At 65.8% G+C, this 26,216-nt stretch carries 25 protein-coding genes and 1 tRNA gene; 16 read left to right on the top strand and 10 right to left on the bottom strand.

All coding sequences use genetic code 11. The features are described 5' to 3' along the window. Both B8446_RS05845 and B8446_RS05840 read right to left on the bottom strand, forming a co-directional pair. A complete protein-coding gene (locus tag B8446_RS05845) occupies positions 1-1,326 on the bottom strand; it encodes an NAD(P)-dependent oxidoreductase (RefSeq protein WP_048848226.1) in 1,326 nt (441 codons plus the stop codon). Positions 1,327-1,442: 116 nt separating this feature from the next. Further along, a complete protein-coding gene (locus B8446_RS05840; protein ID WP_048848224.1) occupies positions 1,443-2,093 on the bottom strand; it encodes a TetR/AcrR family transcriptional regulator in 651 nt (216 codons plus the stop codon). Positions 2,094-2,181: 88 nt separating this feature from the next. Between B8446_RS05840 and hydA the strand changes: the two genes are divergently transcribed. The 12 genes from hydA to B8446_RS05780 are packed head-to-tail and all read left to right on the top strand — an operon-like array spanning position 2,182 to position 13,965. After that, entirely contained in the window at positions 2,182-3,609 is a 1,428-nt protein-coding gene (gene hydA / locus B8446_RS05835; RefSeq protein WP_048848222.1) for a dihydropyrimidinase, read from the top strand. Beyond that, the gene (locus tag B8446_RS05830) at positions 3,606-4,301 is read left to right on the top strand and encodes an HAD family acid phosphatase (RefSeq protein WP_048848219.1); all 696 of its coding nucleotides are present in this window, start codon (positions 3,606-3,608) and stop codon (positions 4,299-4,301) included. The genes hydA and B8446_RS05830 overlap by 4 nt, the downstream gene beginning before the upstream one ends. An 8-nt stretch (positions 4,302-4,309) precedes the next feature. Further along, complete coding sequence (locus B8446_RS05825; RefSeq protein ID WP_048848217.1) at positions 4,310-5,776, top strand: SidA/IucD/PvdA family monooxygenase; 1,467 nt, start codon at positions 4,310-4,312, stop codon at positions 5,774-5,776. Further along, entirely contained in the window at positions 5,773-5,961 is a 189-nt protein-coding gene (locus B8446_RS05820; protein ID WP_048848215.1) for a DUF4089 domain-containing protein, read from the top strand. The genes B8446_RS05825 and B8446_RS05820 overlap by 4 nt, the downstream gene beginning before the upstream one ends. Beyond that, entirely contained in the window at positions 5,958-7,313 is a 1,356-nt protein-coding gene (locus tag B8446_RS05815) for an AtzE family amidohydrolase (protein ID WP_048848213.1), read from the top strand. The genes B8446_RS05820 and B8446_RS05815 overlap by 4 nt, the downstream gene beginning before the upstream one ends. 8 nt (positions 7,314-7,321) lie before the next feature. Continuing rightward, entirely contained in the window at positions 7,322-8,899 is a 1,578-nt protein-coding gene (locus tag B8446_RS05810; RefSeq protein ID WP_048848212.1) for a gamma-glutamyltransferase family protein, read from the top strand. Next, the gene (locus tag B8446_RS05805; protein WP_048848210.1) at positions 8,893-10,158 is read left to right on the top strand and encodes an allantoate amidohydrolase; all 1,266 of its coding nucleotides are present in this window, start codon (positions 8,893-8,895) and stop codon (positions 10,156-10,158) included. The genes B8446_RS05810 and B8446_RS05805 overlap by 7 nt, the downstream gene beginning before the upstream one ends. 5 nt (positions 10,159-10,163) lie before the next feature. After that, positions 10,164-11,384, top strand: coding sequence for a pyridoxal-phosphate-dependent aminotransferase family protein (locus tag B8446_RS05800; RefSeq protein ID WP_373277135.1), 1,221 nt, complete (start codon positions 10,164-10,166; stop codon positions 11,382-11,384). Further along, entirely contained in the window at positions 11,381-12,277 is an 897-nt protein-coding gene (puuE, locus tag B8446_RS05795) for an allantoinase PuuE (RefSeq protein ID WP_048848207.1), read from the top strand. Before B8446_RS05800 ends, puuE begins: the two co-directional genes overlap by 4 nt. Then, positions 12,274-12,792 carry a 2-oxo-4-hydroxy-4-carboxy-5-ureidoimidazoline decarboxylase gene (gene uraD, locus B8446_RS05790; protein ID WP_048848205.1) on the top strand — a complete coding sequence of 173 codons (519 nt, stop codon included), beginning with the start codon at positions 12,274-12,276 and terminating at the stop codon, positions 12,790-12,792. Before puuE ends, uraD begins: the two co-directional genes overlap by 4 nt. Beyond that, positions 12,789-13,121, top strand: a complete 333-nt coding sequence (uraH, locus tag B8446_RS05785; RefSeq protein WP_048848203.1) for a hydroxyisourate hydrolase — start codon at positions 12,789-12,791, stop codon at positions 13,119-13,121. The genes uraD and uraH overlap by 4 nt, the downstream gene beginning before the upstream one ends. Before the next feature lies 1 nt (position 13,122). Further along, positions 13,123-13,965, top strand: a complete 843-nt coding sequence (locus tag B8446_RS05780; RefSeq protein ID WP_084712108.1) for a glycerophosphodiester phosphodiesterase family protein — start codon at positions 13,123-13,125, stop codon at positions 13,963-13,965. On the opposite strand, the gene B8446_RS05775 is transcribed toward B8446_RS05780, so the two are convergent. Next, a complete protein-coding gene (locus B8446_RS05775) occupies positions 13,952-16,699 on the bottom strand; it encodes a DUF4175 domain-containing protein (RefSeq protein WP_084712107.1) in 2,748 nt (915 codons plus the stop codon). The genes B8446_RS05780 and B8446_RS05775 overlap by 14 nt on opposite strands. Continuing rightward, positions 16,696-18,039, bottom strand: a complete 1,344-nt coding sequence (gene lysA / locus B8446_RS05770; RefSeq protein WP_241767661.1) for a diaminopimelate decarboxylase — start codon at positions 18,037-18,039, stop codon at positions 16,696-16,698. The genes B8446_RS05775 and lysA overlap by 4 nt, the downstream gene beginning before the upstream one ends. A 96-nt stretch (positions 18,040-18,135) precedes the next feature. Here lysA and B8446_RS05765 point away from each other — a divergent pair, with 96 nt between their 5' ends. The 3 genes from B8446_RS05765 (at position 18,136) to B8446_RS05755 (ending at position 19,766) form a co-directional block, all read left to right on the top strand. Beyond that, entirely contained in the window at positions 18,136-18,528 is a 393-nt protein-coding gene (locus tag B8446_RS05765; RefSeq protein ID WP_048848374.1) for a cytidine deaminase, read from the top strand. Positions 18,529-18,635: 107 nt separating this feature from the next. Continuing rightward, entirely contained in the window at positions 18,636-19,226 is a 591-nt protein-coding gene (locus tag B8446_RS05760) for a trypsin-like serine peptidase (protein ID WP_241767655.1), read from the top strand. Between the two features lie 138 nt (positions 19,227-19,364). Then, on the top strand, positions 19,365-19,766 hold the full coding sequence (locus B8446_RS05755; RefSeq protein WP_048848195.1) for a response regulator: 402 nt from the start codon (positions 19,365-19,367) through the stop codon (positions 19,764-19,766). A 41-nt stretch (positions 19,767-19,807) separates the two neighbouring features. On the opposite strand, the gene B8446_RS05750 is transcribed toward B8446_RS05755, so the two are convergent. After that, positions 19,808-19,884: transfer RNA gene (locus B8446_RS05750), tRNA-Arg, on the bottom strand. Between the two features lie 71 nt (positions 19,885-19,955). Beyond that, on the bottom strand, positions 19,956-20,354 hold the full coding sequence (locus B8446_RS05745) for a hypothetical protein (RefSeq protein ID WP_048848192.1): 399 nt from the start codon (positions 20,352-20,354) through the stop codon (positions 19,956-19,958). A gap of 158 nt (positions 20,355-20,512) precedes the next feature. Between B8446_RS05745 and guaA the strand changes: the two genes are divergently transcribed. Continuing rightward, the gene (gene guaA / locus B8446_RS05740) at positions 20,513-22,114 is read left to right on the top strand and encodes a glutamine-hydrolyzing GMP synthase (protein ID WP_048848190.1); all 1,602 of its coding nucleotides are present in this window, start codon (positions 20,513-20,515) and stop codon (positions 22,112-22,114) included. A 117-nt stretch (positions 22,115-22,231) separates the two neighbouring features. Here the strand turns inward: guaA and B8446_RS05735 are convergent, their stop codons facing one another. From B8446_RS05735 to B8446_RS05720, 4 genes are all read right to left on the bottom strand, one after another. Further along, positions 22,232-22,417 carry a hypothetical protein gene (locus B8446_RS05735; RefSeq protein ID WP_048848188.1) on the bottom strand — a complete coding sequence of 62 codons (186 nt, stop codon included), beginning with the start codon at positions 22,415-22,417 and terminating at the stop codon, positions 22,232-22,234. A 2-nt stretch (positions 22,418-22,419) separates the two neighbouring features. Continuing rightward, on the bottom strand, positions 22,420-24,312 hold the full coding sequence (gene feoB / locus B8446_RS05730) for a ferrous iron transporter B (protein ID WP_048848186.1): 1,893 nt from the start codon (positions 24,310-24,312) through the stop codon (positions 22,420-22,422). Then, entirely contained in the window at positions 24,302-24,571 is a 270-nt protein-coding gene (locus B8446_RS05725) for a FeoA family protein (RefSeq protein WP_373277132.1), read from the bottom strand. Before B8446_RS05725 ends, feoB begins: the two co-directional genes overlap by 11 nt. A gap of 76 nt (positions 24,572-24,647) precedes the next feature. After that, complete coding sequence (locus B8446_RS05720; protein WP_048848184.1) at positions 24,648-25,625, bottom strand: hypothetical protein; 978 nt, start codon at positions 25,623-25,625, stop codon at positions 24,648-24,650. Positions 25,626-26,216 lie beyond the last annotated feature (591 nt).

The following is a 26,216-nucleotide window of genomic DNA, read 5'->3' as shown; positions in this document are numbered from 1 at the left end:
TCAGCGCCCCCGTTCGGTCAGCATGGTGTCGATGGCTTCCGCCGCGTCGCGTCCGTCACGGACGGCTGCGACCGTCAGGTCCTCTCCAGCGGTGCAGTCGCCACCGGCGAAAACACCGGGAAGGGACGTCTCGCCGCGCGCATCGACCAGGATGCGGCCGCCCGACAGCGCGAGCGTCCCGTCGATCGGATCTTCGTAGAGCTGCCCGACAGCTTTCAGAACCATATCGGCCGGGATCGTCAGTTCGCCCCGATCGTAAACCGGCTTGCCGGTCTCGTCCGGCGCGCCGCGTGCAAACCGCACGCCCGTGACATGGCCCGCTTCGGTCTCGATCGCGGCAGGCGTTGCCCAGTGCCGGATCGTGACGAGATTCTGGAGCGCCCATTCCTGTTCTTCAGGTGTTGCATTCATGTTTTCGGGCCCGCGTCGGTAGACGAGCGTGACGTCGTCCGCGCCGAGCCGCCTAGCCTGCACCGCCGCGTCGATTGCCGTGTTTCCGCCGCCGATCACGACGACCCGCGCACCGATCGGTACGGCGGCAGGCGGCGACTGGCGCAGCGTTTCGATGAAGTCGACGGCATCGAACACGCCGTCTGCGTCTTCGCCCGCAAGTCCAAGCGCCCGCACACCTGACTGGCCGATCCCGAGGAACACGGCGTCATAAGTCTCGCGCAGGGTCTCGAGCGACAGGTTCTGGCCGAGCACACGATCGCCGTACCACGTGATCCCGCCGATCTCCAGCACGAAGGCGACTTCGTTCTGGGCGAAATCGTCCGGCACCTTGTATGCGGCAATGCCATATTCATTGAGGCCGCCCGGCTTGGGGCGCGCATCGTAAAGATCGACGTCGTGGCCACGCAGCGAAAGCCGGTGCGCGCAGGCAAGACCCGCAGGCCCTGCGCCTACGACGGCGATGCGCGTGCCTCTTGCAGGCGCGCGTCGATACGGCTGGCCCTGCGCCATCTGCCAGTCGACGGCGGTGCGCTGCAACGCTCCGATGGAGACCGCGCGCTCGCCCTGTTTGACGCGGACGCACACGCCTTCGCAGAGAATATCGGTCGGGCAGACACGTGCACACGCGCCACCCAGAATGTTCTGGTCGAGAATGGCTTCGGCGGCCCCGCCCAGATCGCCGGTCGCGATGCGCCCGATAAAGCCCGGAATGTCGATGCCGGTCGGGCAGGCTTCGATACAGGGCGCATCATAGCAATGATGGCAGCGATCGGCCTCGACGACGGATTGCGGCGCGGTGAGCGGCGGGTGGGCGTCGCTGAAATTACGCGCGAGTGTCGCAGCGCTCAGGCGTCCGGCGGCAATATCGATCACGAAACGTCTCCGTAAGGCAGGGTCAGACTGCAACCTCGATCGCGAAATGAAACGTTGCAGCTTTCGTTTCGGGGCGCAATATCGTTCCTGACCGATGCGTCAGAAAATTACGTTTCTTACCCGGCGCGGCGCTCCGGGACATGGATGCTCGCTTCGATGTCTGATTCGGCGTGCGCACCGAGGACGAGCGCCAGGATCGTCTCCGCGCCGCGTTCGTAATCACCGTCGTCCAGTTCCGGCTTGCCCAGCACGGCCACCATCTGGGGGCGCATGTCGGCATAGGCCTGCGTCATCGCCCAGAGACAGAACATGAAATGTGTCGAATCGACCTGCGGCAGCAGTCCACTGCGGGACCATTCTTCCAGCGTCTGCCCGATTGCCTGGACATGGCTGCGCAATGTCGTTTCGAGATACGTGCGGATCTGTGTGCCGCCTTCGAGGATCTCGTGGGCGAACAGCCGCGAGGCGTCCGGATGCTCCCGCGAGAAGGCCAGCTTGGCTGCGATATATCCTCGAAGGCCGGCGCGCGGGGCATGCGCGGGCGTGATCCAGCGATCGGCATCCGCCAGCCAGTCGGTCAGCGTGTTCTCGAGGACAGCCTGATACAGAATCTCCTTGGTGCCGAAATAGTAATGAATATTGGCCTTGGGCAGTTGAGCGACCCGGGCGATCTCGGCCATGCTGGCGCCCGCATATCCGCGTTCGCCGAAAACCCTTTCCGCGACCGAGAGGATATGGGAAGTCGAGATGTCACGTGGCACGCCCATCGGTGTGGACCATCCTCATCCTGTGTGTGGGGACTGTCTGATTGATGGGGCGAGCATAACGCGTGTTGCCGGAGGGGAGAAACGCCGCATGTATCTGATCCGGGGTGGGACCGTCGTTACGGCTGACGACACACGGCGTTGCGACGTTCTGATCGACGGCAGCCGGATCGCATCCGTCGGGCCGGATCTGGAAGTGCCCATGGGCTGCACGGTCGTCGACGCGGATGGCCTGATGGTGATGCCGGGCGGGATCGATCCGCATACCCATATGGAAATGCCGTTCATGGGGGCGACGGCCTCGGACGATTTCGAGACCGGCACGCGCGCCGGCCTTGTCGGCGGCACGACCACGATCATCGATTTCGTCATCCCGACGGCCGGGGGATCGCTTGTCGAGGCCTGGCGGGACTGGCGCGCCAAGGCCGGGAAGGCCACGGCGGACTATTCCTTCCACGTTGCCGTCACGCACTGGGACGAGCGTGTGCATGATGAGATGGGTGTTCTGACGCGCGAACACGGCGTCAACTCGTTCAAGCATTTCATGGCGTACAAGGGTGCGCTCATGGTCGATGACGGGGTGCTGCTCCGTTCGGTCAAACGCGCGCTCGAACTTGGTGCGCTGTGCAACGTCCATGCCGAAAACGGCGATGCGGTGGCCTATCTTCAGGCCGATCTGCTCGCACGCGGCATCACGGGGCCGGAAGCGCATCCGATGTCGCGGCCGCCGGAAGTCGAGGGCGAGGCGGCGGGGCGCGCGATCGCCATCGCCGGCCTGCTGGGTGCGCCGATCTATATCGTGCATGTCTCGACGAAGGACGCGACGGATGCGATCGCGCGCGCCCGGAGTGCTGGCCAGCGTGTCTATGGCGAGGTTCTCGCTCAGCATCTGGTGATCGACGACAGCGTCTATCAGAATCCTGACTGGTTGGGTGCGGCCCAACATGTCATGAGCCCGCCGTTCCGGCCGAAATCGCATCAGACGGCGCTCTGGGCCGGCCTGGCGTCGGGTCAGCTGCAGACGACGGCGACCGATCATTGCTGCTTCTGTGCGCCGCAGAAGGAAGCAGGACGGAACGATTTCACGAAGATCCCCAACGGCACTCCGGGTATCGAGGATCGCATGAGCGTCCTGTGGCACCATGGTGTCGGCAAGGGACGGCTGACGCCGCAGGAATTTGTCGCCGTCACGTCCGCGAACACGGCGAAGATTTTCAATATCTATCCGCGCAAGGGCAGCATCGCGCCGGGTGCCGACGCCGACATCGTTCTGTGGGATCCTGTCGCCGAGCGAACGATATCGGCTGCGACCCATCACCAGCGCGTGGATTACAACGTGTTCGAGGGCATGCGCGTGAGCGGTGTCGCGCGGTCCGTCTTCTCAGGCGGGCGGCTGGCCGTGCATGAGGGCGACATCCGGGCGAAGCGGGGTGACGGCGCCTATGTCGAACGGCCCTGTTTTTCCGATACGTTCGACGCGCTGGCACGCCGGCGCGCTTCCTCGGGAACCACGGCATGAAGGGTTTTGCGCTGGCCTGCCTGATGGCGGCCGGTCTGTCAGCCTGCGCAGCGCCGCCGAAGGCGCATGACTGGCATGATCTGGTCAATGTCGGGGACGCGGGGATGCGGGCCCGTGCCTATCACGACAGTGGCGATTATGACCGTGATGTCGCGGCCGCTGATGCGCAGGCACAGGGCTGGATCGCGGCGCGTGCGAAAACCGCCTCGAAGCCTGCGATCGTGCTCGATATCGACGAGACATCGCTCTCGAACTGGCCGGCAATGGCGGCGGACGATTTCGGTTATTTTCCCGGCGGCACGTGTGATGTCCTGCCCAAAGGCCCATGCGGTGCCGTGGCCTGGGAGATGAGTGCGCGGGCCGCAGCCATCGCGCCGACGCTGGCCCTTGTGAAGGCAGCGCAGGCGCAGGGTGTCGCCGTGTTCTTCGTTACCGGTCGGCATGAGAGCGAGCGCGCGGCGACGGCGCGCAATCTGGCGCAGGCGGGCTATGCGAACTGGTCCGGGCTGTCGCTGAAGCCTGACGCGATGCACGTCATGACGGCGAGCGCCTACAAGGCGCCGGTTCGCGCCGATATCGAGGCCCAAGGATACACCATCATCGCAAATATCGGCGACCAGCCCTCCGATCTCGCCGGCGGTCATGCCGAGCGTGCGTTCCTGCTGCCCAATCCTTTCTACCGCGTCCCGTGAGCACCGACATGACATCTCAGTCCCCGTCCGAACCCGAAGGGCTTGCGCGCCTGCGCGAAACCGTCGCGCGCGATCTGGCACGCATCAGCTATGGCACGAAGCCGTGGAGCCCGGCGCATACCCATCGGGGCGAACCTGTTCTGGACGTGGCCATCGTGGGCGCCGGTCAGGGCGGCCTTGCGGCCTCCTTCGCCCTGCGCCGGATCGGGATCCATAATGCGCAGGTTTTCGACCGGGCCGGGCGCGGCGGCGAGGGGCCGTGGATCACGTTCGCCCGCATGATCACGCTCCGCACACCCAAGCACGTCACCGGGCCGGACATGGGAATCCCGTCGCTGACGGCGCAATCGTGGTTCGAGGCACGATACGGCGCGCAGGCGTGGGAGGAACTCGACAAGATCTCCCGTCACGACTGGCAGGCCTATCTGGACTGGGTGCGTGACGTGCTCGACCTGCCGGTCGTCAACGACCATGCACTCGTCGAAACGGCGTGGGATCATGGGGTTCTGCGGCTGACTTTCGAGACATCGTCGGGTGAGCGCGTGGTGCGATACGCGCGCAAGCTGGTGCTGGCCACCGGGATCGACGGGGGCGGCGCATGGCATGTCCCGCCCGAGATTGCCTCCGCGCTGTCGCCCGATTTCTATGCCCATACGCATCAGACGATCGATTTCGAGCGTCTGCGCGGCAAGCGGATCGGTGTCCTGGGTGCGGGAGCTTCGGCGTTCGACAATGCCGCAACAGCGCTCGAAGCCGGGGCCGGTCGCGTCGATCTGTGTCTGCGCAGGCGCGCATTGCCCACGGTCAATCCGTATCGCTGGATGGAGAACGCGGGCTTTCTCGCCCATTTCCATGCGCTGCCGGATCTGCTGCGCTGGCGCTTCATGCGCCACATCTACGACCTCAATCAGCCGCCGCCGCAGGACACGTTCTGGCGGTGCCGCAAGCATGCGAACTTCGCTTTCCACACCGCGACGCCATGGGAAACCGTGCGGCAGGTCGACGGTGCGAATGGCCCGGAGATTGCGGTCGATACGCCCGACGGCGAGATGCGGTTCGATTTCGCGATCATCGGCACGGGCTTCGTCATCGACCTGACCCGCAGGCCCGAGACGGCCGGTTTTGCCTCCGACGTCCTGCTGTGGCGCGATCACTACACGCCGGAGGATGGCGAGGAGAATCAGCTTCTGGGCAGCCATCCGTATCTTGGGCCGGACTATCAGTTCCAGCCACGCGACGGGGCCGCGGAGCCCGGGATGCTCGGCGCCATCCATAATTTTACTTTTGCAGCTACCCCCAGCATGGGACTTTCCGGTGCGTCCATCAGCGGCATGCGCTTCGGCGTCGAGCGGTTGGCGCGCGGGATCGCGCGGGATCTGTTCGTGGCTGATGGCGCAGCGCACCTCAACAGCCTTCTGGCTTACCAGGTGCCTGAACTGACCAGTCTCGAACCCCCAGTGGAGATCATGTCATGACCGAGCCCGATCCGAACGCCATCAGTGACGTGGTCACGCTTGCGGAACTCAACGGGATCGCGATCGCCGAACCGTTCCGGCAAGGCGTCGCGATGAATGCCGCCCTCCTGCAGCGCTATGCGGCACTCGTGCATGGGCTCGTGCTGCCGGACAGCGTCGAACCGGCCTACGAGTACGTCCCATGAGTCACGACGCGACACCAGCCGTTCCGGATACCGCACATGGCATCGCGTCAGCCGTCCGCGCCGGTCGCCTGAAGGCGACAGCGGTCGTGGGCGCTGCGATCTCCGAGATCAGCCTGCGTGACCGGGCCTACAACAGCGTGACCCGGATCCTCGGCCCTCGTGCAATCGGCCTTGCGGAGCAGGTCGACCGGAAGGTGGCGGCCGGAGAAGACCCGGGGCCGCTCGCGGGCGTGCCGTTCGGGATCAAGGATCTATTCGACTGCGAAGGCGAGACCACGACGGCAGGCTCGACCGTGCTGCGCGAAAGTGCGCCGGCGCCACGCGATGCGGCGATCGTGGAGCGGCTGCGTCTGGCGGGCGCGATCCCGCTCGCCACGACGAACATGGACGAGTTCGCCTACGGGTTCGCAACCGACAATGCCCATTACGGCATCACCCGCAATCCGCATGACACGACGCGACTGGCAGGCGGATCCTCCGGCGGATCGGCAGCGGCCGTCGCAGCCGGACTCCTGCCGCTGTCGCTCGGCACCGATACCAACGGTTCGATCCGCGTGCCCGCATCATTGTGCGGGCTGTGGGCGATCCGGCCGACGCAGGGGCGGCTGCCGAAGGCCGGGACCTACCCGTTTGCCGCGAGCTTCGACACGGTCGGACCGTTCACGCGGGATCTCGCGGATCTGAAGGTCGCTTTCGATGCGCTCGACATGCACGGCAATCGTGAACCCGCACCGCCTGAGCTGCGTGTCGCCCGGCTTGGCGGCTGGTTCGCCGAAAACGTCAGTGACAAGCTGGAATCTGCCATCGGGGATGTCATGGCGGCCTTCGGTTCGAACGAAATCGTCGAGCTGCCGGAAGTTGCCCGCGCGCGAGCCGCTGCCTTCCTGATTACCGCCGCTGAAGGGGGGGCATTGCATCTGCCGCGCCTGCGCGCGCATGCCTCTGCCTACGATCCTGCAACGCGCGACCGACTGCTGGCCGGTGCGTTGCTGCCCGCGCGCACCGTCTATCAGGCCCAGCGCCTGCGCCGCTGGTTCCGCGAGCAGGCCTATGTCGCATTCGCGCGCGCGGACGTGCTCGTGGCACCGGCCGTCGTCGGCGAGGCGCCGCGGATCGACCAGCCCCTGATCGAGATCGACGGACAGATGGTTTCCGCCCGCGCCAATCTCGGCCTGTATACGCAGCCTCTGACCCTGACGGGTTTCCCGATCATGTCGGTGCCGCTGAAGACTCCGGGCCTGCCGGTGGGCCTTCAGCTCATGGCGCTGCCGGGCAAGGAAGAGGCGCTGTTTGCGGCGGCCGAGGTCCTTGCAAAGGCCGGGCTTGCGGTCGCGGCATCCGTTCCGGGCTAGGTCGTTCGTTGCTGCATACATCCTGCGCCCAGCGCGGCGCCGTCACGAGCCCCCATCACCTTGCCAGTCAGGCAGGCCTTGCTGTCCTGCGCGCGGGGGGCAATGCCTGCGAGGCGGCGGTCGCGACCGCCGCTGCCCTGAGTGTCGTCTATCCGCACATGACCGGGCTGGGCGGCGACGGCTTCTGGCTGATCGCCTGGCCCGACGGCCGCACCGAAGCAGTCTACGCGGGCGGCGTTGCCGCAGCCCGCGCCACGCCTGCGCTGTATGCCGGACATGACGCGATCCCGTGGCGCGGGGGGCTTGCGGCGAACACGGTCGCGGGAACCGTCGGCGGCTGGGCCCGCGCTCTCGAGCGCAGTAGCGCGCGCCTTCCGCTGGCGCAGGTTCTCGCCGATGCGATCGCTTATGCCGAACAAGGCGTGGCCGTGACCGAACTCTGGGCCGCGCTGGCCGAGGTCAAGGGCGCCGATCTGCGCGCCGCACCCGGTTATGCCGCACTGTTCGAGCCGGGCGGGCGACCCCTGTGCACGCATGAGCGGTTCCGCAATCCGGCACTGGCCGAGACGTTGCGTCGTCTGGCACGCGACGGTCTCGACGATTTCTATCGCGGTGGGATCGCTCGCGATCTGGCGCATGATCTGGGTCAGGCCGGCTCGCCCGTCGGGCTGGACGATCTGGCGGCAGCGCAGGCCGAATGGGTCGAGCCCCTTTCGACGCGTGTTGCCGGAGCCACGCTGTTCAATACGCCGCCCGCGACGCAGGGCGCGGTCTCGCTGCTGATCTTGGCCCTCATGGATCGGCTGGGCGCCCGGGACGTGGATACGGCAGACGGGCTGCATGCCGCGATCGAGGCGACAAAGCGCGCTTTTGCGTATCGCGATGCCTATCTGGGCGATCCCGCCCGCACGGGCTGCAATCCTCAGTCTTTGCTGGATGACGGGGCTGCCCTTGATGCGATGGCGGCGGATATCGATCCTGCTTGCGCGGCTGCCTTCGGCATGGCGGCCGGTGGCGGCGATACGACATGGTTCGGCGTCGCCGATGCTGACGGCTGCGTCGTCAGTGTCATCCAGAGCATCTATTTCGAGTTCGGATCCGGCGTTGTCAGCCCGCGAACCGGGATCACCTGGCAGAACCGCGGTGCCAGTTTCGCGCTCGGCGGGGATGGGCCAAATGTGCTCGCCCCGGGCGCCAAGCCGTTCCATACGCTCAATCCGGCCCTGGCGCGGTTCGAAGACGGACGAATTCTGGTCTACGGCACCATGGGCGGCGAAGGTCAGCCGCAGACGCAGGCCGCGATCTTCTCGCGCTATGGCTGGAGCGGACGAGGCCTTCAGGCCGCCATCACGGCGCCACGCTGGCTGCTTGGGCGGACCTGGGGTGAGGCAAGTTCCCGCCTGCAGATCGAGGAACGGGTCGATCCCGCAGTTCAGGCGGCACTCGTGGCGCGCGGGCATGTCATCACCCCCAGCGCCGATTTTTCGTCCGTCATGGGACATGCTGGTGCCGTCTGTCGGCATGCCGACGGACTGATCGAGGCCGCGTGCGATCCGCGCAGCGACGGGGGAATTGCCGCATGGTAGAGGCAGACATCGGCGCGCGGATCGTGGCGCGCTGCCGCTCGCTCGGCGCCCGGCCGTTTTCCGAAAGCAGCGACATTCTGTTCCGGCCGTGGCTTTCGGACGCGTTCATGAACGCCCAGGCCCAGGTCGATGGCTGGATGCGCGAGGCCGGAATGCAAACCCGGCAAGATGCGGCCGGCAATCTCGTCGGCCGGCTGGAGGGCGCGACATCCGACGCGCCTGCAGTCGTCTTCGGCTCGCATATCGATACCGTGCCGAATGGTGGATGTTTTGACGGCCTGCTTGGCGTCGTGCTCGGGATTTCCGTCGTCGAAGCGCTCTCGCGGGCTGGACGGCGGCTGCCGTTCGCGATTGAGGTCATTGCGTTCGGCGATGAGGAGGGCTCGGCTTTTCCGGTCTCGATGATCACGTCGCGGGCGGTTGCCGGTATCGTCGATCCGGCGGATTTCGACCTGAGCGGTCCGTCTGGCACGGTGACGCAAACCATGCGCGCGCGGGGCCTCGACTCCGGCGCGCTTGGCGAGGCGGCGCGGGCCTCGACCGACGTCCTGGCCTTCGTGGAAGCCCATATCGAGCAGGGGCCCGTGCTCGAAGCGCTGGATCGGCCGGTTGCCGCCGTGCAGGCGATTGCCGCCCAGCGTCGCGGGACCGTTCAGATCAGGGGCGTTGCGGGACATGCGGGCACCCTGCCGATGGCCATGCGACAGGACGCGCTGGCGGCCGCAGCCGAAGCCATTCTCCTGATCGAGCGCGTGGCGTGTGATCTGCCCGAGGCTGCGGATTCAGGGCTGGTTGCGACTGTGGGTCGCATGGATGTGGGACCAGGCGCCACGAACGTGGTACCGGATGCCGTCTCATTCTCGCTGGATGTCCGGGCAGGCGACCGGCGCATGCGCGATGAAGCGGTGAGACAGATAGAGAGTGGATTTGCCGCGATCGCGCAGAGACGCCGGGTCTCGATCGAATGTACATGGCTACAGGACCTGAAGGGTGCTGCCTGCGATCCTGTGCTGGTATCGCTCATGCAGGAAGCTGCCCTGGAAGCGGGCGGCACCGGGATGACGCTCGTCAGCGGTGCCGGACATGACACGATGGTCATGGCGCAACGCTGGCCCTCGGTCATGCTGTTCGTCCGCAGTCCCGGCGGTATCAGTCATCATCCGGACGAGACCGTGCTGGAATCCGATGTCGCGATCGCGCATCGTGCGCTTCTCGGTTTCGTCGACCGCTTTGCTCAGTGCCTGAAAGTTTCGCCATGACGCCCATGTTCCCGGTTCTCGATATGCCGCAGCGTCTGCTGATGGGGGCGGGGCCGTGCAATGTTCATCCGCGCGTGCTGCGCGCCATGGCCTGCGACGTGATCGGCCAGATGGACCCCGAAATGACCGGGTGCATGGACGAGACAGCGGAGCTCTACCGGCAGGTCTTCCGCACGAAGAACCATCATACGCTTCTGATCGACGGCTCTGCGCGTGCGGCCATCGAGGCCGCGCTCGTTTCCCTGATCACCCCGGGCATGAATGTCGTCGTCTTGCGGATCGGGCGGTTCGGCCTGCTGCTGACCGAGATCGTCACCCGGTGCGGCGGTGTGGTCTGCGCGGTGGATGTGCCCTGGGGCGAGGTCGTGCCGCCTGACCGCGTGCGGGATGCGATCGTCGAGCATCGGCCGGAGCTTCTGGTCTGCGTTCATGGCGATACGTCCACCACGACGGCCCAGCCTCTGGCCGAGATTGGCGCGGTCTGCCGCGAGCACAACGTCCTGTTCTATGTGGACGCGACGGCGACACTCGGCGGCATGCCGTTCGAGACGGACGCGTGGGGCATCGACGTGGCGACGGCCGGTCTGCAGAAATGTCTCGGTGGTCCGCCGGGCAGCGCGCCGATCACGATGTCCGAACGGGCCGTGGCGCAGATCATGGCCCGCCGTCATGACGAGGCCGGTATCCGCAATCCGGACGCGCCGCAGGGTGCGGGGCCGGTTATCCGTTCCAACTATTTCGACCTTGCGATGCTGATCAACTACTGGTCGCCCGAGCGCATCAACCACCATACCGAAGCGACGAGCATGCTCTATGCCGCGCGGGAGGCGGCGCTGATCGCGGTCGAGGAGGGAATGGATGCGCGGTGGGCCCGCCATGCGCGTGCAAGCCGCGCGATGGTCGCGGGCCTGCTGGCGATGGATCTTTCGGTCTATGGCGACGATGCGACGCGGATGGCCAATGTGACGGGCGTCGTCGTGCCGGAAGGCTGCGATCCGATACGTGTGCGCACGCTGATGCGGACCGAATTCGAAATCGAGATCGTCTCGTCCTTCGGGCCGCTTGCCGGCAAGATCTGGCGGATCGGCGCCATGGGCGTGAACGCCACCAAGCCCAAGGTCCTCCAGACGCTGGGCGCGTTCGAGGCGGTGCTGGCGGGAGAGGGCGTTGCCGTGACTCGCGGTGCCGCGGTCGATGCCGCGCGCGCTGCATGGGGTGCAGAATGAGCGCGCCTTATCCACGTGATCTGATCGGGTATGGCGCGAGCCCGCCCGATCTGCGCTGGCCGAACGGCGCACGCATCGCGGTGCAGTTCGTCGTCAACTACGAGGAAGGAGCCGAGAACTCGGTTCTTCACGGCGATGCGGGTTCGGAGGCGTTCCTGTCCGAGATGGTCGGCACGCGATCGATCATCGGCGCGCGCTGCCTCCAGATGGAAAGCCTCTACGAATACGGATCGCGCGTCGGCTTCTGGCGCCTGCATCGCCTGTTTACCGAGGCAAAGTTTCCTGTGACCGTGTTCGGCGTCGCCAAGGCGTTGGCGCGCAATCCCGAAGCGGTTGCCGCGATGAAGGCGGCGGATTGGGAAATCGCCAGTCACGGCCTGCGCTGGATCGATTATCAGGAGATTCCTGAAGATGTCGAACGCGCGCACATGCTCGAGGCCATCGCGCTGCACACCGAGGTAACGGGATCGCGTCCGCTCGGGTGGTATCAGGGCCGCACCAGCCCGCAGACGGCAAGGCTCGCAGCGGAGGAAGGCGGCTTCGTCTACGATGCCGACAGCTATGCCGACGAACTGCCTTATTACGATCGCACGCACGGACGCCCGCAGCTGATCGTACCGTATACGCTCGATGCGAACGACATGAAGTTCGCGGCTCTCAATGGTTTTACGGAAGGCGAGCAGTTCTTCCGTTACCTGCGCGATGCATTCGATCAGCTCCATGCGGAAGGCGGACGAATGATGTCGATCGGGCTGCACTGCCGGCTCGCGGGCAAGCCTGCCCGTGCACGGGCGCTGGCCCGCTTCATCGATCATGTCCGGGCGCACGAAGATGCGTGGGTCGCAACACGGCTCGATATCGCGCGGCACTGGCTGGAGCACTTCCCGGCATGACGACGCGCCTCGATCTTGCGGGCGTCAATGCCCTTTCTGATGATGCGTTCGTCGAACGTTTCGGTGCGCTCTATGAACATTCTCCCTGGGTGGCGGCGGATGCGGCGCGCAGGCGGCCGTTCGCCTCGTTCGATGCGATGCGTGCGGCGCTGAGTGATGCGGTGCGCGCGGCCGGACCCGAGCGTCAGCTTGCGCTGGTCCGCGCGCATCCCGAACTCGGGCACCGGGCCGGGATCGATCCCGATTTGAGCCGCGAGTCCCGCAGCGAGCAGGGAACGGTTGGACTGGATCGGCTGACACCGGACGAATACGCGCATTTTCGCGCGCTGAATGATGCCTACAGTGCCAAATTCGCGATGCCGTTCGTGATCTGCGTCCGTCGGGCGAACAAGGCGATCATCCTCGACGCCATGGAAAAGCGTCTGCAGAGCACCCCGGACGTGGAACTGGCGACAGCACTGGCGCAGATCGACATGATCGCGGCCCTCCGTCTGGAAGATCAGGTAGACCCATGAGCTCGCTCTCGACCCATGTTCTCGACACCGTCTCCGGTCGCCCTGCGGCAGGGGTTACGCTTCGCCTGTACGGCGCCGGGCTGCTGCTGTTCGAAGGTGAGACGAACGAGGATGGCCGGTGCCCGGCCTTGCGGGAGCTGGCACTCGCTGCTGGGCACTATCGTATGGAGTTCGAGATCGGCAATTATTTTCGGGGGCAGGGCGCTGTGCTGAGCGATCCGCCATTTCTCGATATCGTGCCGATCGTCTTCGGTCTGGGCACCGATATGCACGCCCATGTACCCCTGCTGGCCGCGCCGTTCAGCTATTCGACCTATCGCGGCAGCTGACATGCGCCTGTCGCGCCGCAGCGTGATCGGCGCTGCGTCTGGCGTGCTGCTGTCGGGTCCGTCCCCGGCCCGCGCGGCTGCGCCATCCTTGTTCCAACGTCTCGCACTTCGGCCTCTGATCTGCGCGCATCGCGGCTGGCGGAATCCTGAAGCGTCGGAAAATGACCTCGCCGAATTCGCGCGAGCGACGGCAGCGGGTCCGTTCATGCTGGAACTCGATCTGGCGCAAGCCTCCGACGGTACGGTCGTGCTCATGCACGATGCGACCGTGGATCGGACGACTGACGGACACGGTACCGTTGCAGCATTGTCCGGGCCGGCCATTCGCGCGCTCCATCTGCGCCGGTCAGGCGGGATCGCCGAAGCCCGGGTGCCGGATTTCCAGTCCGTGCTTCAGTGGGCCGCGCGGACACCGACCGCGCTCCTGATGCTGGACATCAAGGCGGTGCCGCCCGACACGGTGATGACAATGGTCCGACAGGCGGGGCTCGATGATCGTGTGCTGCTGCTGACATTTTCCGAAAAGATCAGTCGCGCGGCCTTCGCCGTGTCGGATCGTGCGCTTGTCTCGTGCCTGGCGACCAGCACTGACGCAGTAAGGCGCGCCCGGACGATGGCGGGCGACAGGTGTTTTGCAGCCTACGTTCCGCGCGGGGCGCAGCCCGATTTGTTCCAGGCCGCGCACGATTCAGGCGCTGTGGTGGTGACCGATCTGCTCGGCCGCACCGCTATTGATGATGCGGTGTCGCCCCCGGCCGGTGCTGCGTTCGTCCGACGCCTGCCGATCGACATCATCGTCACGAACACGCCGCTTGCACTGCGCGCGGCCCTCAGAACGACTTGAGCAGCCGGTCCAGATAATCCAGCTCGTCTTTCGAGCGCGTCCGGTCGGAATCGCGACGCTGCAACTCGCGCTGGATCTCCCGGGCGCGGTCGCGCTGCTGCTGGTCGGGCAGCTTGGTGTCGGTGTCCTGTGCATCGTGACCCTCGCCGGTATGGCGGCCGAGCGGATCGCGATTGCTCTTGTCCTGATCGTCGGACTGCGCGCCGCGACTGTCCCCGTCGCCATGATCAGAGCCATGTCCGCTCGACTGGCCCATGCCCATGCCGGGCAGGAAGATCGGCTGGCCTGCGCTCTTCTGGCTCATCGCCTGGCGCATCTGTTTCGAGGCCTCGCTGAGGTCCTTGATGGCCTTCTGCGCCTGCCGTTGCGCGTCGTCGTCGTGAGAATCCATCAGCGCACGCGACGCCTTGACCATGTCGTCATGCGCGGCTGCGAGCTTCTTCGCATCCTTGCCGGTCAGGTCATGCGTCTCGCGTGACAGCGCCTGCACCGCGCGGGTCAGCGCATGGGATATGGCATGGTCCTGCAACCGCTGGTCCGCCTGCCGCTGGCGCTCGTCGGGGTCGAGCGCGTTCAGCCCATCCTGTGGCGATGTCTGGGCGGGGGCCGGCTGTTGCTGCTGCATGTCGGCCGGCGGCTGGAGACCGAGACGACGCAGCAATTCGGCCGTCGGCATGTTGGCCAGATCGTTGCCGCCGCCCTGGTCCTCGTCCTGATCGGTCTGCTGCGCCTTCGCCGCCTTGGTCTGCGCGCCCAGACGAGCCTGCGCATGATCGAGCAGTCCGGTCTCCCGGTGGATCATGTCATGGACCGCCTGCATCTGCTGCTGCGCCTGCATCTGCGCCTGCATCTGCTTGGCGAGATTGGCCAGATCCTGCGGCGTCGCATTCCGCATGCGCTCGGACAGGTCTTCCATCTGCTGAAGCTTGCGCATCGCATCGTCCGACCGGCCGTTGGCGGCGTCGGACTGCATGTCGCGCATCATGCGCTGCAGCTCGTCGGACGGGCCGTTCATGGCATCGCCCATGTCCGGCAAAGCGGTGCCGTTGCGCATCGCCTTCTGGGCCAGAAGGTCCATTCGGCGCTGGAGCGCCTCGCGCAGTGCCTGCGTCCGGCGGCCGAGCTCGGCCTGTTCGGATTCGGTATGGCCCTTCGATCCGAGGCGGCGCATCCGGTCGATCTGCGACTGGACGCGCTCCTGCGCCGCACGGATATCGAGTGCCGCGGTTGCTTCTTCCGGAGATGCGTGGCGCATATCCTCGAGATAAAGCGCCAGATACCACAGGACCCCGATGGCTTCGTCATGCGGCCCGTCGGCCGCTGCCGCGGTCAGATCCGGACTGCCGAGCAGCGTTGCCAGCGCGGACAGCTCCGTGAACGCGCCAGGCCGGGCATCCGCCAGCTTCGGCGCATCCAGCAGGGCCGCGACTTCGTCAGATGCGGTCGGGTCGTCTTCCTCTCCGAGCGCCATGCGACGACGCAGATCGATCAGTGCCCGGGCCAGCGGATCGCGGAACGATCTCGCGCCGAGCGTGAAGGATACGGAGGTGCTTCGGCTTTCGCGACCGCTGAGGCTGCGGGCGTGGAGCACGGCGCTGACCTGCTCCCCGGCCCATGGGTCGGCCGAGAGATCCGGCGTTGCCATGCCGTGGGCATCGCGCGGATGGCCGTCGAGCGTAATCGGCACACGCAGAACACGGGTGCTGCCGGCATGGCGAATTTCGGCTTCAAGCATTGCGATGCCGTAGGACTGCTTTGCGGTCCAGGGCAGGTTCGTGCGGAACCCTTGAGGATCCGCGCCGGGATGAGGGCCCCAGTGCAGTTCGGGTGCCAGATCAGGCTGCACGGAGATCGGCCACTGCGCGAGCGTGCGACCGCGCGCGACCAGCCGCATCGTGCCGCTCTGCGTCAGGTGCGCATCGACCTGCCAACTCGTGGGGTCGAGCCCCTTGATGCCGATGGCGCCAGTATCCGCGCCGGCACCATGGGGCTTCGCGGCAAGTCCCGTGAGGGTCGCGTGAAGCGCTGCCCCGTCCGGTACACTTGCGGGGCGCGCCTGCAGGGCCGCGTCGGGTTCGGTGCCGTTCTGAAGAAAGATCGGGGAGCCGGGCGCATAGTCCGGCATGTCGATCCAGGCCTGGATCTGTGGCAGCGGGACATCGGCATCGTCCCAGCCGGGACGCAGGGCAGCGGCCAGACGCGATGGCGCATGATCGCCGGCGGCAATCACGCCGAGTGCAAGAGCCGCAATCATCGCACCGACGCCCGCGCGATCGGCTAGTGTCAGGCGCGGCCAAGGCCAACCTGCGCGAAGCGGGCCGATCCTGCCGAGCGCGCGGCTGACATGGGCGTCCCAGACGGCTTCGGCGCCTGGAAGGGCGGGGTGGTCCGTCAGTGCCAGCAGCGGCTGGTTCGCCAGGCGCGAGGCACGTTCGATCCGTCGATCCACCTCAGCGGCGGTGGGTGGCACGACGGCGCGCAGACTGGCCGCCGCACGCCAGAGCGCCGTGCCGAGCCATGCGGCCTCGACCGCCGCATGAAGCCAGTCCGGCATGCGCTGGGGCCAGCGGAGCAGGCCCGCCAGCAGATAGGTGCCACCCATTGCGAGCGGCATGCGCAGGCCCGGCCATGCCCGCTCGCACAGGATAGCCGCCCGCGCGAACGATCGCGTGCGATGCAGCCGTGCGGACAGCGGCATCGTGGGCGCGAGAGTTGGCGCGGGCGCGGGGCTCATGCCGCAAACCACTCCGGCACGGTCTCGCCCGCCCAAAGCGCCTCGATATCCTGCCGCGGTTTCACGCAGGCCATGCGGCCATCGTCCACCACGACCTGAGCCGCAAGCGGGCGGGAGTTATAGGTCGAGCTCATCACCGCACCGTATGCTCCCGCATCAAGGATTGCGACGAGTGCATCTGGTTCGAGCCGCGGCAGCGGACGCGCCCGTGCCAGAACGTCGCTGCTTTCGCAGACGGGACCCACGACCGTGTGCGGCGTGCACGGCGCATGAAGGGCAGGGGGCGCGACCGGTACGATGCCGTGCCACGAGTCGTAGAGGCTTGGTCGCGCCAGATCGTTCATCGCGGCATCAAGCACGATCAGATCCGGCGATCCTTCCGGCATCGCCTTCGTGTCGATCACGCGCGCCAGCAACAGACCGGCAGGAGCGGAGAGCCACCGTCCTGGCTCGATGGCCAGACGCACATCGAGATCGCCGAATGCCTCCGCAATGGTTGCGGCCCAGGCGCGCGGATCGAGTGCGATCTCATCGCGATAGGCGATGCCGAGGCCCCCGCCGCAATCGACGATGTGAACGGCATGACCCCGCGCGCGCAGATCCCGAACCAGCGACGCGATGCGCGCATAGGCACGCCTGAACGGCGCCGCTTCGTTGATCTGGCTGCCGATATGCACGGCAAGGCCCGCCATGCGCAGACCCGGCAGGCGGCGCGCCTCGTCGAACAGCGCCGGGATATCGCCGAAGGGGATACCGAACTTGTCGTCCGCCCGTCCGGTGCTGATCTTGTCATGGGTCGCGGCATCGACATCGGGATTCACGCGCAGCACGACATCGGCCTCCCGGCCCATGGCAGACGCCCGCACCGAGAGGCGCCGGAGTTCCTCGGCGCTTTCGACATTGATGTGTGCCAGGCCGAGTTCGAGTGCCAGATCGAGTTCGGCATCGGTCTTGCCGACGCCCGAGAAGACGATGTGATGCGGCGCGATCCCGGCGGCACGGGCACGGCGGATTTCGCCTCCGCTGACGGCGTCACACCCAAAGCCTTCCGCTGCGAGCGTCACGAGTGTCGCCCGCAGGTCATTGGACTTGAGCGCGAAATGCATCGACGGCGAGAGGCCTGCATCCGTGAATGCGGCCCGCAGGGCGCGTGCGCGGCCTTTCAGGGTGCCGACGCCCATGACCCAGCAGGGTGTGCCATGCGCTGCTGCAATGGCGGCAAGCGGGACGCCTTCGAAGCACAGCCCGTCGATCGCATCCGCGCGCAGGGTAGGGCGTGCGGCGAGCAGTTCGCGCAGGTCGGGGTCAGGGGTCGTATAGATCGCGGCGTCCATACCCATCACGATACCGGGCCTGTGTCATCGGTCCAAGCGTTCTTGCTGCCGACATGACGACGCTACTGACGCAACGACAGGGGGGCTGCTATGGATTTCATCATGTCAGACGAACTCGATCGTGCCGCAGCCGAGATCCGCAAGCGCGCCTATGCGCCATACTCCCGCTTTCAGGTCGGCGCTGCGCTGATCTGTGACGGGCAGGTCCATGTGGGCTGCAACGTGGAGAATGCGGCCTATCCGCAGGGCAACTGCGCGGAAGCCAGCGCGATTGCCGCGATGGTCGCATCCGGCGGACGGCGCATCGATGCGATCGCGATCGCAGGGCCCGGACAGGTCGCCTGCACGCCGTGCGGCGGCTGTCGCCAGCGACTGCGCGAATTCGGACAGCCGGATCTGGTGGTCCGGATGGTCGATGAGGACGGGCGTCTGGTCATGGCGCGAACCCTGGGCGAATTGCTGCCGGATTCGTTCGGGCCGGAGCATCTGGGCTGATCCGTCGGCCGCTTGCTGCGCTGGCATTGCTCTGGCCGCTCGCATGTGCGGCGTCGGCGCAGGACCTGCCTGGCCTGGGCACCCATGCCAGCCGACTTGAAATCGACGTGGACCAGCCACCATGGCGGATCATCGGCCGCGTCCAGACCGGTGTCGGCGAACGTTGCACCGGATTCGCCGTGGCGCCCAACGTGATCGAAACCGCCGGGCACTGCCTCTGGATCGCGCGGACGGGCCATTTCGTCCCGGCCTGGGATGTCCATGCACTCTTCGGCTACCGCATGGGCGCCTTCCGGATCCATGCGCGCGCCACGCAGATCGTCGTGGCAAGTGGCTACGATCCGCACCGCGAGGCCGCGACCGCCTGGACTGACCGTGCTCTCATCGTCCTGGATCAGCCGGTGGTCAAAGCCGCAGACCTGCTTCCCATGGTTCCGGCGCGCGGCGGCATGGCCGCAATGCTCGGTGGCTACCAGCAGGACCGCAGCGAAATCGCGATCGGGGACGCGCGCTGTCGTATCGTCGCAATCGACCGGATCGGCACACACACGATGCTTCGGCACGATTGCGCAGGGACGCATGGCGTTTCCGGTGCACCACTTCTGGTCCGCGATGATGGCGGCCACTGGGGCATAGCGGGGGTCGCCGTGCTCGCATTCGCAGGCGCAGGCGGTCTGGCAGCATCGCTGCCGCACTGACGAACTGCAGCAGTTCCGCCACAGCCGGCCGGGCCCTCCTCAAATTGCACGTTCGAAAACGAACGGGCCCGCTTCGCTCCCGTTAGCCGTCCTGATCCGTGCCTCCGGGCGCGATTCTCGGACCGCGGGGTCATTCTCATGCCGCTGACAACGGAATTCCACGCGCCTTTGCAAACCGTGCTGGTTGTCGAGGATCAGGCGTTCCTGCGTTTCATGACAATGGACATGATCGAGGACTGGGGGTTTGCGACCGTAGGCGCTGCGACATCAGCGGAAGCGCTGGCACTTCTGGAGTCACGCCCCGATATCAGCCTCGTCTTCAGCGACGTGGATATGCCCGGGTCGATGGACGGCATGGCCATGGCCGCTCATCTGGGACGTGCGCGTCGTGCCGTGAGCGTCATCCTGACGTCGGGCAAGATGCCCGATCGCGGTGTCGAACTGCCCGCGCGAAGTGCGTTTCTGCCGAAACCATATCTTGTGGAGGATGTCGCAAGACTGTTGCGTCAGATGTGTCCGGGAAATTCACTGCCCGCCTGATACGGCGATACATGACGACATCTGATATTTGCAAAATCTGCTGGCGCACCCGAAAGGACTCGAACCTCTAACCCCCAGATTCGTAGTCTGGTGCTCTATCCAATTGAGCTACGGGTGCGTCGTTGGAGCGGGCTTTTATCCGACGTTCTGGGGGGGCGCAACCCCCCTTTTTTCAAAAAAGATACGCTTTCAGTCTTTCGGCCGTGTCAGCGTGACATGAGCCCGGCAGGACGGCGTGCCGTAGGTGCCCCCGATCGCCTGTCCGACGGGCAACCCGTTGAAGACCATGGCCAACGGATGATGGTTCGCGTCCTGCAGCAGGAGCTGGGCGTGATATTTGTTGGGATCGGCCCCGCGGTGCCCCTTCAGGACGATCGAGCCGTCTCCGGGCGTGAACGACACGTCGCGTGCGCTGATCTGCAGCGTCGAGTTCCGCTCCGTGGGACACGTGCCGTCGTCCGTGACCAGTGCGCCCGTCCAGATGCCGATGGGATCGCGTGCCGGGTCGGGCGGCCCGCTGGAACAGGCTGCAAGCCCGAGAGACGCGGCCAGCAGGATGGCGGCGGAAGGTAGGAGGCGCGGGAACATGAAGTCTCCTCGAAAGGGCAGGCGATGGTCTGATAACGCACGAACGGGTCTTGGGTGACGTGCGCGCCCGTAGGCCCTATAGACTAGCCGATCTTCCGTCCGGTGCCGATCACCGGACGCACCTTCAAAGCCGAATCCCGAGGATCGAAAGACGCCGCATGACCAGCGCCACCCCGCCCGCCGCCAGCGCCGACACCCTGGAAACCGTGCTGCACGAGGATCGGATCCTGATTCTCGATTTCGGCAGTCAGGTCACGCAGCTGATTGCCCGCAGGGTTCGCGAGAGCGGCGTCTACTGCGAGATCTGGCCGTTCACGGCGTCTGACGAGCGCATTCGTGCCTTCGCCCCGCGCGGCGTGATTCTCTCGGGTTCGCCCGCATCGGTTCACGACGATAACGCGCCGAAGATCCCGGAGGCCGTGTTCGAGCTCGCCGTGCCGGTCCTGGGCATCTGCTACGGGCAGCAGGCGATGTGCATGCAACTCGGCGGCCGGGTCGAGACGCACGAACATCGCGAGTTCGGCCGCGCCCATATCGAGATCGCGGAAGACTGCGCGCTGTTCCGTGGCGCCTGGGCGCGCGGGCATCGCGAGCAGGTCTGGATGAGCCATGGCGACCGCGTCACGGCCCTTCCGCCCGGCTTTCGTGCAGTTGCCTGGTCGGAAGGGGCGCCGTTCGCGATCATCGCGGACGAGGGCCGCCGTCTGTATGGCGTGCAGTTCCACCCCGAAGTCGTGCACACGCCGCACGGTGCCGCACTCATCCGCAATTTCACGCATGGCGTCGCGGGCTGTCCCGGCAACTGGACGATGGCGGGCTTCCGCGATCTCGAGATCGCCCGGATCCGCGAGCAGGTCGGCACGGGCCGCGTCATCTGCGGTTTGTCCGGCGGTGTCGATTCCTCGGTCGCGGCCAAGCTGATCCATGACGCGATCGGCGACCAGCTGACCTGCATCTTCGTCGATCCGGGCATCATGCGTCAGGGCGAGGCGGACGAAGTCGTCAGCACTTTCCGCGGCCGGTTCAACATCCGCCTCGTGCATCGCGATGCGTCCGATCTCTTCCTCGGCGCGCTGGCAGGCGTCACGGACCCTGAAACCAAGCGCAAGACGATCGGCCGTTTGTTCGTCGAGGTATTCGAGGAGGAAGCGGCGAAGCTCGGTGGTGCGCAGTTCCTGGCGCAGGGGACGCTCTACCCGGACGTGATCGAATCCGTGAGCTTCACGGGCGGCCCGTCCGTCACTATCAAGTCGCACCACAATGTCGGTGGCCTGCCCGAGCGCATGAACATGCAGCTCGTCGAGCCGCTGCGTGAGCTGTTCAAGGACGAGGTGCGCGCACTTGGGCGCGAGCTCGGAATTCCCGAGAGCATCGTCGGCCGCCATCCGTTCCCGGGTCCCGGGCTTGCGATCCGCATTCCGGGCGACATCACCCGCGAGAAGCTCGACCTGCTGCGCAAGGTCGATGCGATCTATCTTGAGGAAATCCGCTCGGCCGGGTTGTATGACGCGATCTGGCAGGCCTTCGCCGTCCTGCTCCCGGTACGGACCGTCGGCGTGATGGGCGATGGCCGGACGTATGACCAGGCCTGCGCCCTGCGTGCCGTGACCAGCACGGATGGCATGACGGCAGAAGTCTATCCGTTCGACATGGGCTTCCTGAACCGGGTCGCCGGGCGGATCGTCAATGAAGTGCGCGGCATCAATCGCGTGACCTACGACATCACGTCGAAGCCGCCGGGCACGATCGAGTGGGAATGAGGCGCTAAAGCGCTGCGGACCGGCAGGCCAAGCGCTGGTCCGGCTACGGTGTTGAATAAGAAGAAGGGCGTCACGAGACGCTCGTCTTCGCGACGCACAGGCATATCTGCGTCGTTTTCAGTGACAGCCGGAGCCGCCCTTGCATGCTCTGCAGGCCCCGCAGGCGCTGTTGGGCGCTTCGACGACCTTGGGCTGAAAACCAAGTCGCGTTCTGGCCGACGCGGCCTGTGCCGGAAACAGGCGCGCGCCCCAATACAGCGCGCAGGCGGCCACGACGAGGCCGACCGTCAGATATTCGATCATGGTCACGCTCCTCCGAGCAGGCGGGCTACCTGGTAGGTTAGCAGAGACGCAGCATATGCCAGCGCGAAAAGATAGGCCGCAGTTCCGAACGCGATCTTGAGCGATCCTGTCTCGCGCCGGATGACGGCCAGCGTCGAGAGGCACTGGGGAGCGAACACATACCATGCCAGCAGCGACAGCGCGGTCGCGAGGCTCCAGTGCGCAGACAGAAGCGGCGTGAGCCGGGCTGCGGCGTCATCATCACTTGCGCCAAGCGCATAGACGGTGGCCAGTGCGCTGACCGCGACTTCACGGGCGGCAAGGCCCGGAATCAGCGAGACGCAGATCTGCCAGTTGAAGCCGATGGGTGCGAAAAGCGGCATCATCCAGTGCCCGATCCGCCCTGCGAGGCTGTAGTCGATCGCAGCACCCGTGGCACCGGGAGGCGGCCCTGGAAAACTGGACAAGGCCCAGAGCAGAACGTTCAGCGTGACGATGATCGTGCCGACGCGCGAGAGGAACATGGTCGCGCGCTGCCACAGGCCAAGGGCGAGATTGCGCAGTACCGGCCGCCGGTAGAGCGGCAGTTCCATGAGCAGCGGATGTTCCTCGGCGGTCACGCCCCGGGTCATGACGCGGGCGAGGATGAGCCCGCTGACGATGGCGAAAGCATAGAGCCCGAACAGGACCAGCCCCTGCAGGTTGAACAGGCCGAGCACGCGCCTGTGCGGCACAAACGCGCCGATCAGGAGCGTGTAGACGGGAAGGCGTGCCGAGCACGTCATCAGGGGCGCGATCAGGATCGTGACCAGGCGATCGCGCGGATTCTGGATGGTTCGTGTCGCCATGATGCCGGGAATGGCGCAGGCGAAGCTCGACAGGAGCGGGATGAACGATCGGCCGCTCAGGCCGGCCGACGCCATGATCCGGTCGAGCAGGAAAGCGGCCCGGGGCAGATAGCCGGACTCCTCCAGAGCCAGGATCCACAGGAACAGGATCAGGATCTGGGGCAGGTAGACCGCGACCGTGCCCGCGCCTGCGATGATCGCATCGACGATCAGGCTGCGCAACACGCCTTGCGGCAGTCCATGGCCGACAAGGCCGCCGAACCCGGTCATGCCGTCCTGCATCAGGTCCATGACCGGCTGTGCCCAGGAAAATACCGTCTGGAACATGACGAACAGGACGACGAGCAGGATCGCCGGACCGATGACCGGGTGCAGGAATGCACGATCGAGACGATCGGCCAGCAGCACGCGGGCCGTCGGCGAGGTCTGGACATAGCGAGCAAGCAGGCCGCGCACCTCGGCATGAAGATCGGCGGCATTCGGCGGACCCGCAGGAGGCGTCAACGGTGGCGCATCGAGGCACTTCAGCAGGGCCGCCGTGCCGCCGCGCTGCACGCTGATGCAGGGGATGACGGGGACGCCGAGTGCTGCGGACAGGCCGGGCAGGTCGATCGAGAGCCCGCGCCGTGCTGCCTCGTCCATCATGTTGACGACGATGACCATCGGGCGGCCGAGTTGTCTGACCTCGAGCGCGAAGCGCAAGTGCAGACGCAAATTAGTCGCATCGACCACGCAAATAAGAAGCTCGGGCACGCTTTCGGAACGATGCAGTCCGAGGCAGATCTCGCGGGTGACGTTCTCGTCCGGGCTGGTGGCGGCGAGGCTGTAGGTGCCCGGCAGGTCAAGCAGGCGCACGGGACGGGCGCTCGGCGTCTGGAAACGGCCTTCCTTGCGCTCGACAGTCACGCCGGCATAGTTCGCGACCTTCTGATGGCTGCCCGTCAGACGGTTGAACAAGGCCGTCTTGCCGCAATTCGGATTGCCGACCAGCGCTGCGTAAAGCGGAGTGGCGCTCACAGACGCGACCAGCCGCAAGGGGAAAGGAACAGCGCGTCGGTCACGCGGCATCCCGCAGGCGGACTCGCCCTGCCTCCACGCGGCGCAACGCAAAGCGTGTCGATCCGAGCCGGACGGCCACGGGGTCGGACCCGATCGGGCCGAATGCGATCATCTGCACGGATTCGCCGGGCACAAATCCAAGCTCGAGCAGGCGCGTGGCCACAGGGTCCGCATCCCCACGGTGCTCGACGCCGGCGATCACCGCGTGGCTCCCCCGGGGCAGGGCATCGAGATACATCGTCAGGGCCTTCCGTTCGTCTGCCTGCATACGTCCGACGGTATCGTGCCGCCGTCGCGCAGGGTCCAGCCCGTGTTGATACACCGCGCGCATTTTCGCCAGCCCCTCATCCACATCGTCTTGGCAAATACGCGATCAGACGATCCAGACAGGCATCACTCTCGTGGCGTCGCGTCTCGTCGATCGCCGACGCCACATGGGCTCGCGCCCTTCGTTTGAGCGCGATCGCGACCCGCGGATTGGCGTCCGCCATGCCGCCCGCTTCAGCGAAGTCGGCAAGCGTCATGGAGCGCCTGGCGGCCATCCGTGCCACGCGAAAGGCACAGTCATTGGCGATGGCCTCGAAAGACGCGCGGCCGAAGGGCGTCCGGCAGGTCAAAAGCTGCGCGATCGACTGATCGTAGGCCACGACGGCTCGGCGCTCGCATCGGACATGGAAATGCCGCTGATGCCAGACGCGGGCCTGCTCGTGTTCCCCTCGGGCATTCCGGAAGACGGTCATGGAGTCGCCATTCCCCGCGATCAGGGCACGTACGCTGCCGGCCGCCAGCCAGGCGCCTGCGAAATCCGGGTGACCCCGGTCATTCCACACAGGGCGGGCACCGGGAGACCCGTTGGAAAAGCGGAAGTTTCTATGGCCATCGATCCCATACAATGTCTGCACGCCCAAAGGCTCGTCGATCTCCTGATGCAGGATCAGGATATGACCTCCTTCGTTCGCATGCATGTACCGCTGCATCGTCAATACGTCGTAGAGCATCTCGTCTTCGAGCGAGTGCTGAAGATGCGCATGGACATAGGTCAGGAAAAGAGAGTTGCGCACCCCCGTGGCGCCGCGCGGACAGAAATCGACGTGCCACCAGCGAGACATCTTGACCAGATGGAAGGCCAGTGCGTTGCGCAGCTTCAGGAGCGCCGTCGTGTCGTCCCCGCCTGCGCAAAGTGTCTGGACACGGCGGAATCGCTCGGTCAGACGATTGATCTGGCCCATGAACGAGCGTGTCGGATCAAGATAGCGAAGAAGCGCTTCGGGCCGTGAATGATCGAGATGCCATGCGGCATCGAAAACCAGCGTATCAGCCATGACCGGAGAACACCTCGCGCCCACGCTTCAGAAGGATGCGGGAGGAAGAAGGGGATGCTTCCGTGCGGCGCATGCCTTCGGGCAGGGCTTCCCGACATTCCGACCGTTCAGACAGGGGATAGTGCTTCAACAAGGATCACTCCCGTTTGCATCGCGACATGCGCTGAGGGAGGCATTCGTCGGCCTTTCTGACTTCATTTGCAAGTGATAGTCGTTCTCAATTACGGCACCAAAGTCATGCTGCCATGGCCGGTCGGTCTGGCCGTCCGCATCTCTTCGGATGACGTTGCGTCCGGGCCGCGCAGTCTTCAGAGGCTGTCTCCACACTCCGTCAGGTGCGGAACAGAGGGCAGGAATCCCCGGTTTCTGGGGATTTCCCGAATGCCATCTGATCTTCTGTCCGGGTATCAACTCGGATGGCAGATATTCCCACGCCCGAAATAATCTCGAGGATACCAGAGGTTAATCCGGAGATTGTCAGCTCGGTATTGAACTGTCCGGTCGGGATTTCCCGGAATGTGCCTTAGCATGCACTGCTGTCCCTCTTTCACGGCATGAGTTCTGCGGTTCCTGAGAAGACGGGCTGTGGGT

Source organism: Tanticharoenia sakaeratensis NBRC 103193, assembly GCF_000963885.1.
GTDB lineage: Bacteria > Pseudomonadota > Alphaproteobacteria > Acetobacterales > Acetobacteraceae > Tanticharoenia > Tanticharoenia sakaeratensis.
This window is presented reverse-complemented; position numbering and strand designations above follow the sequence as displayed.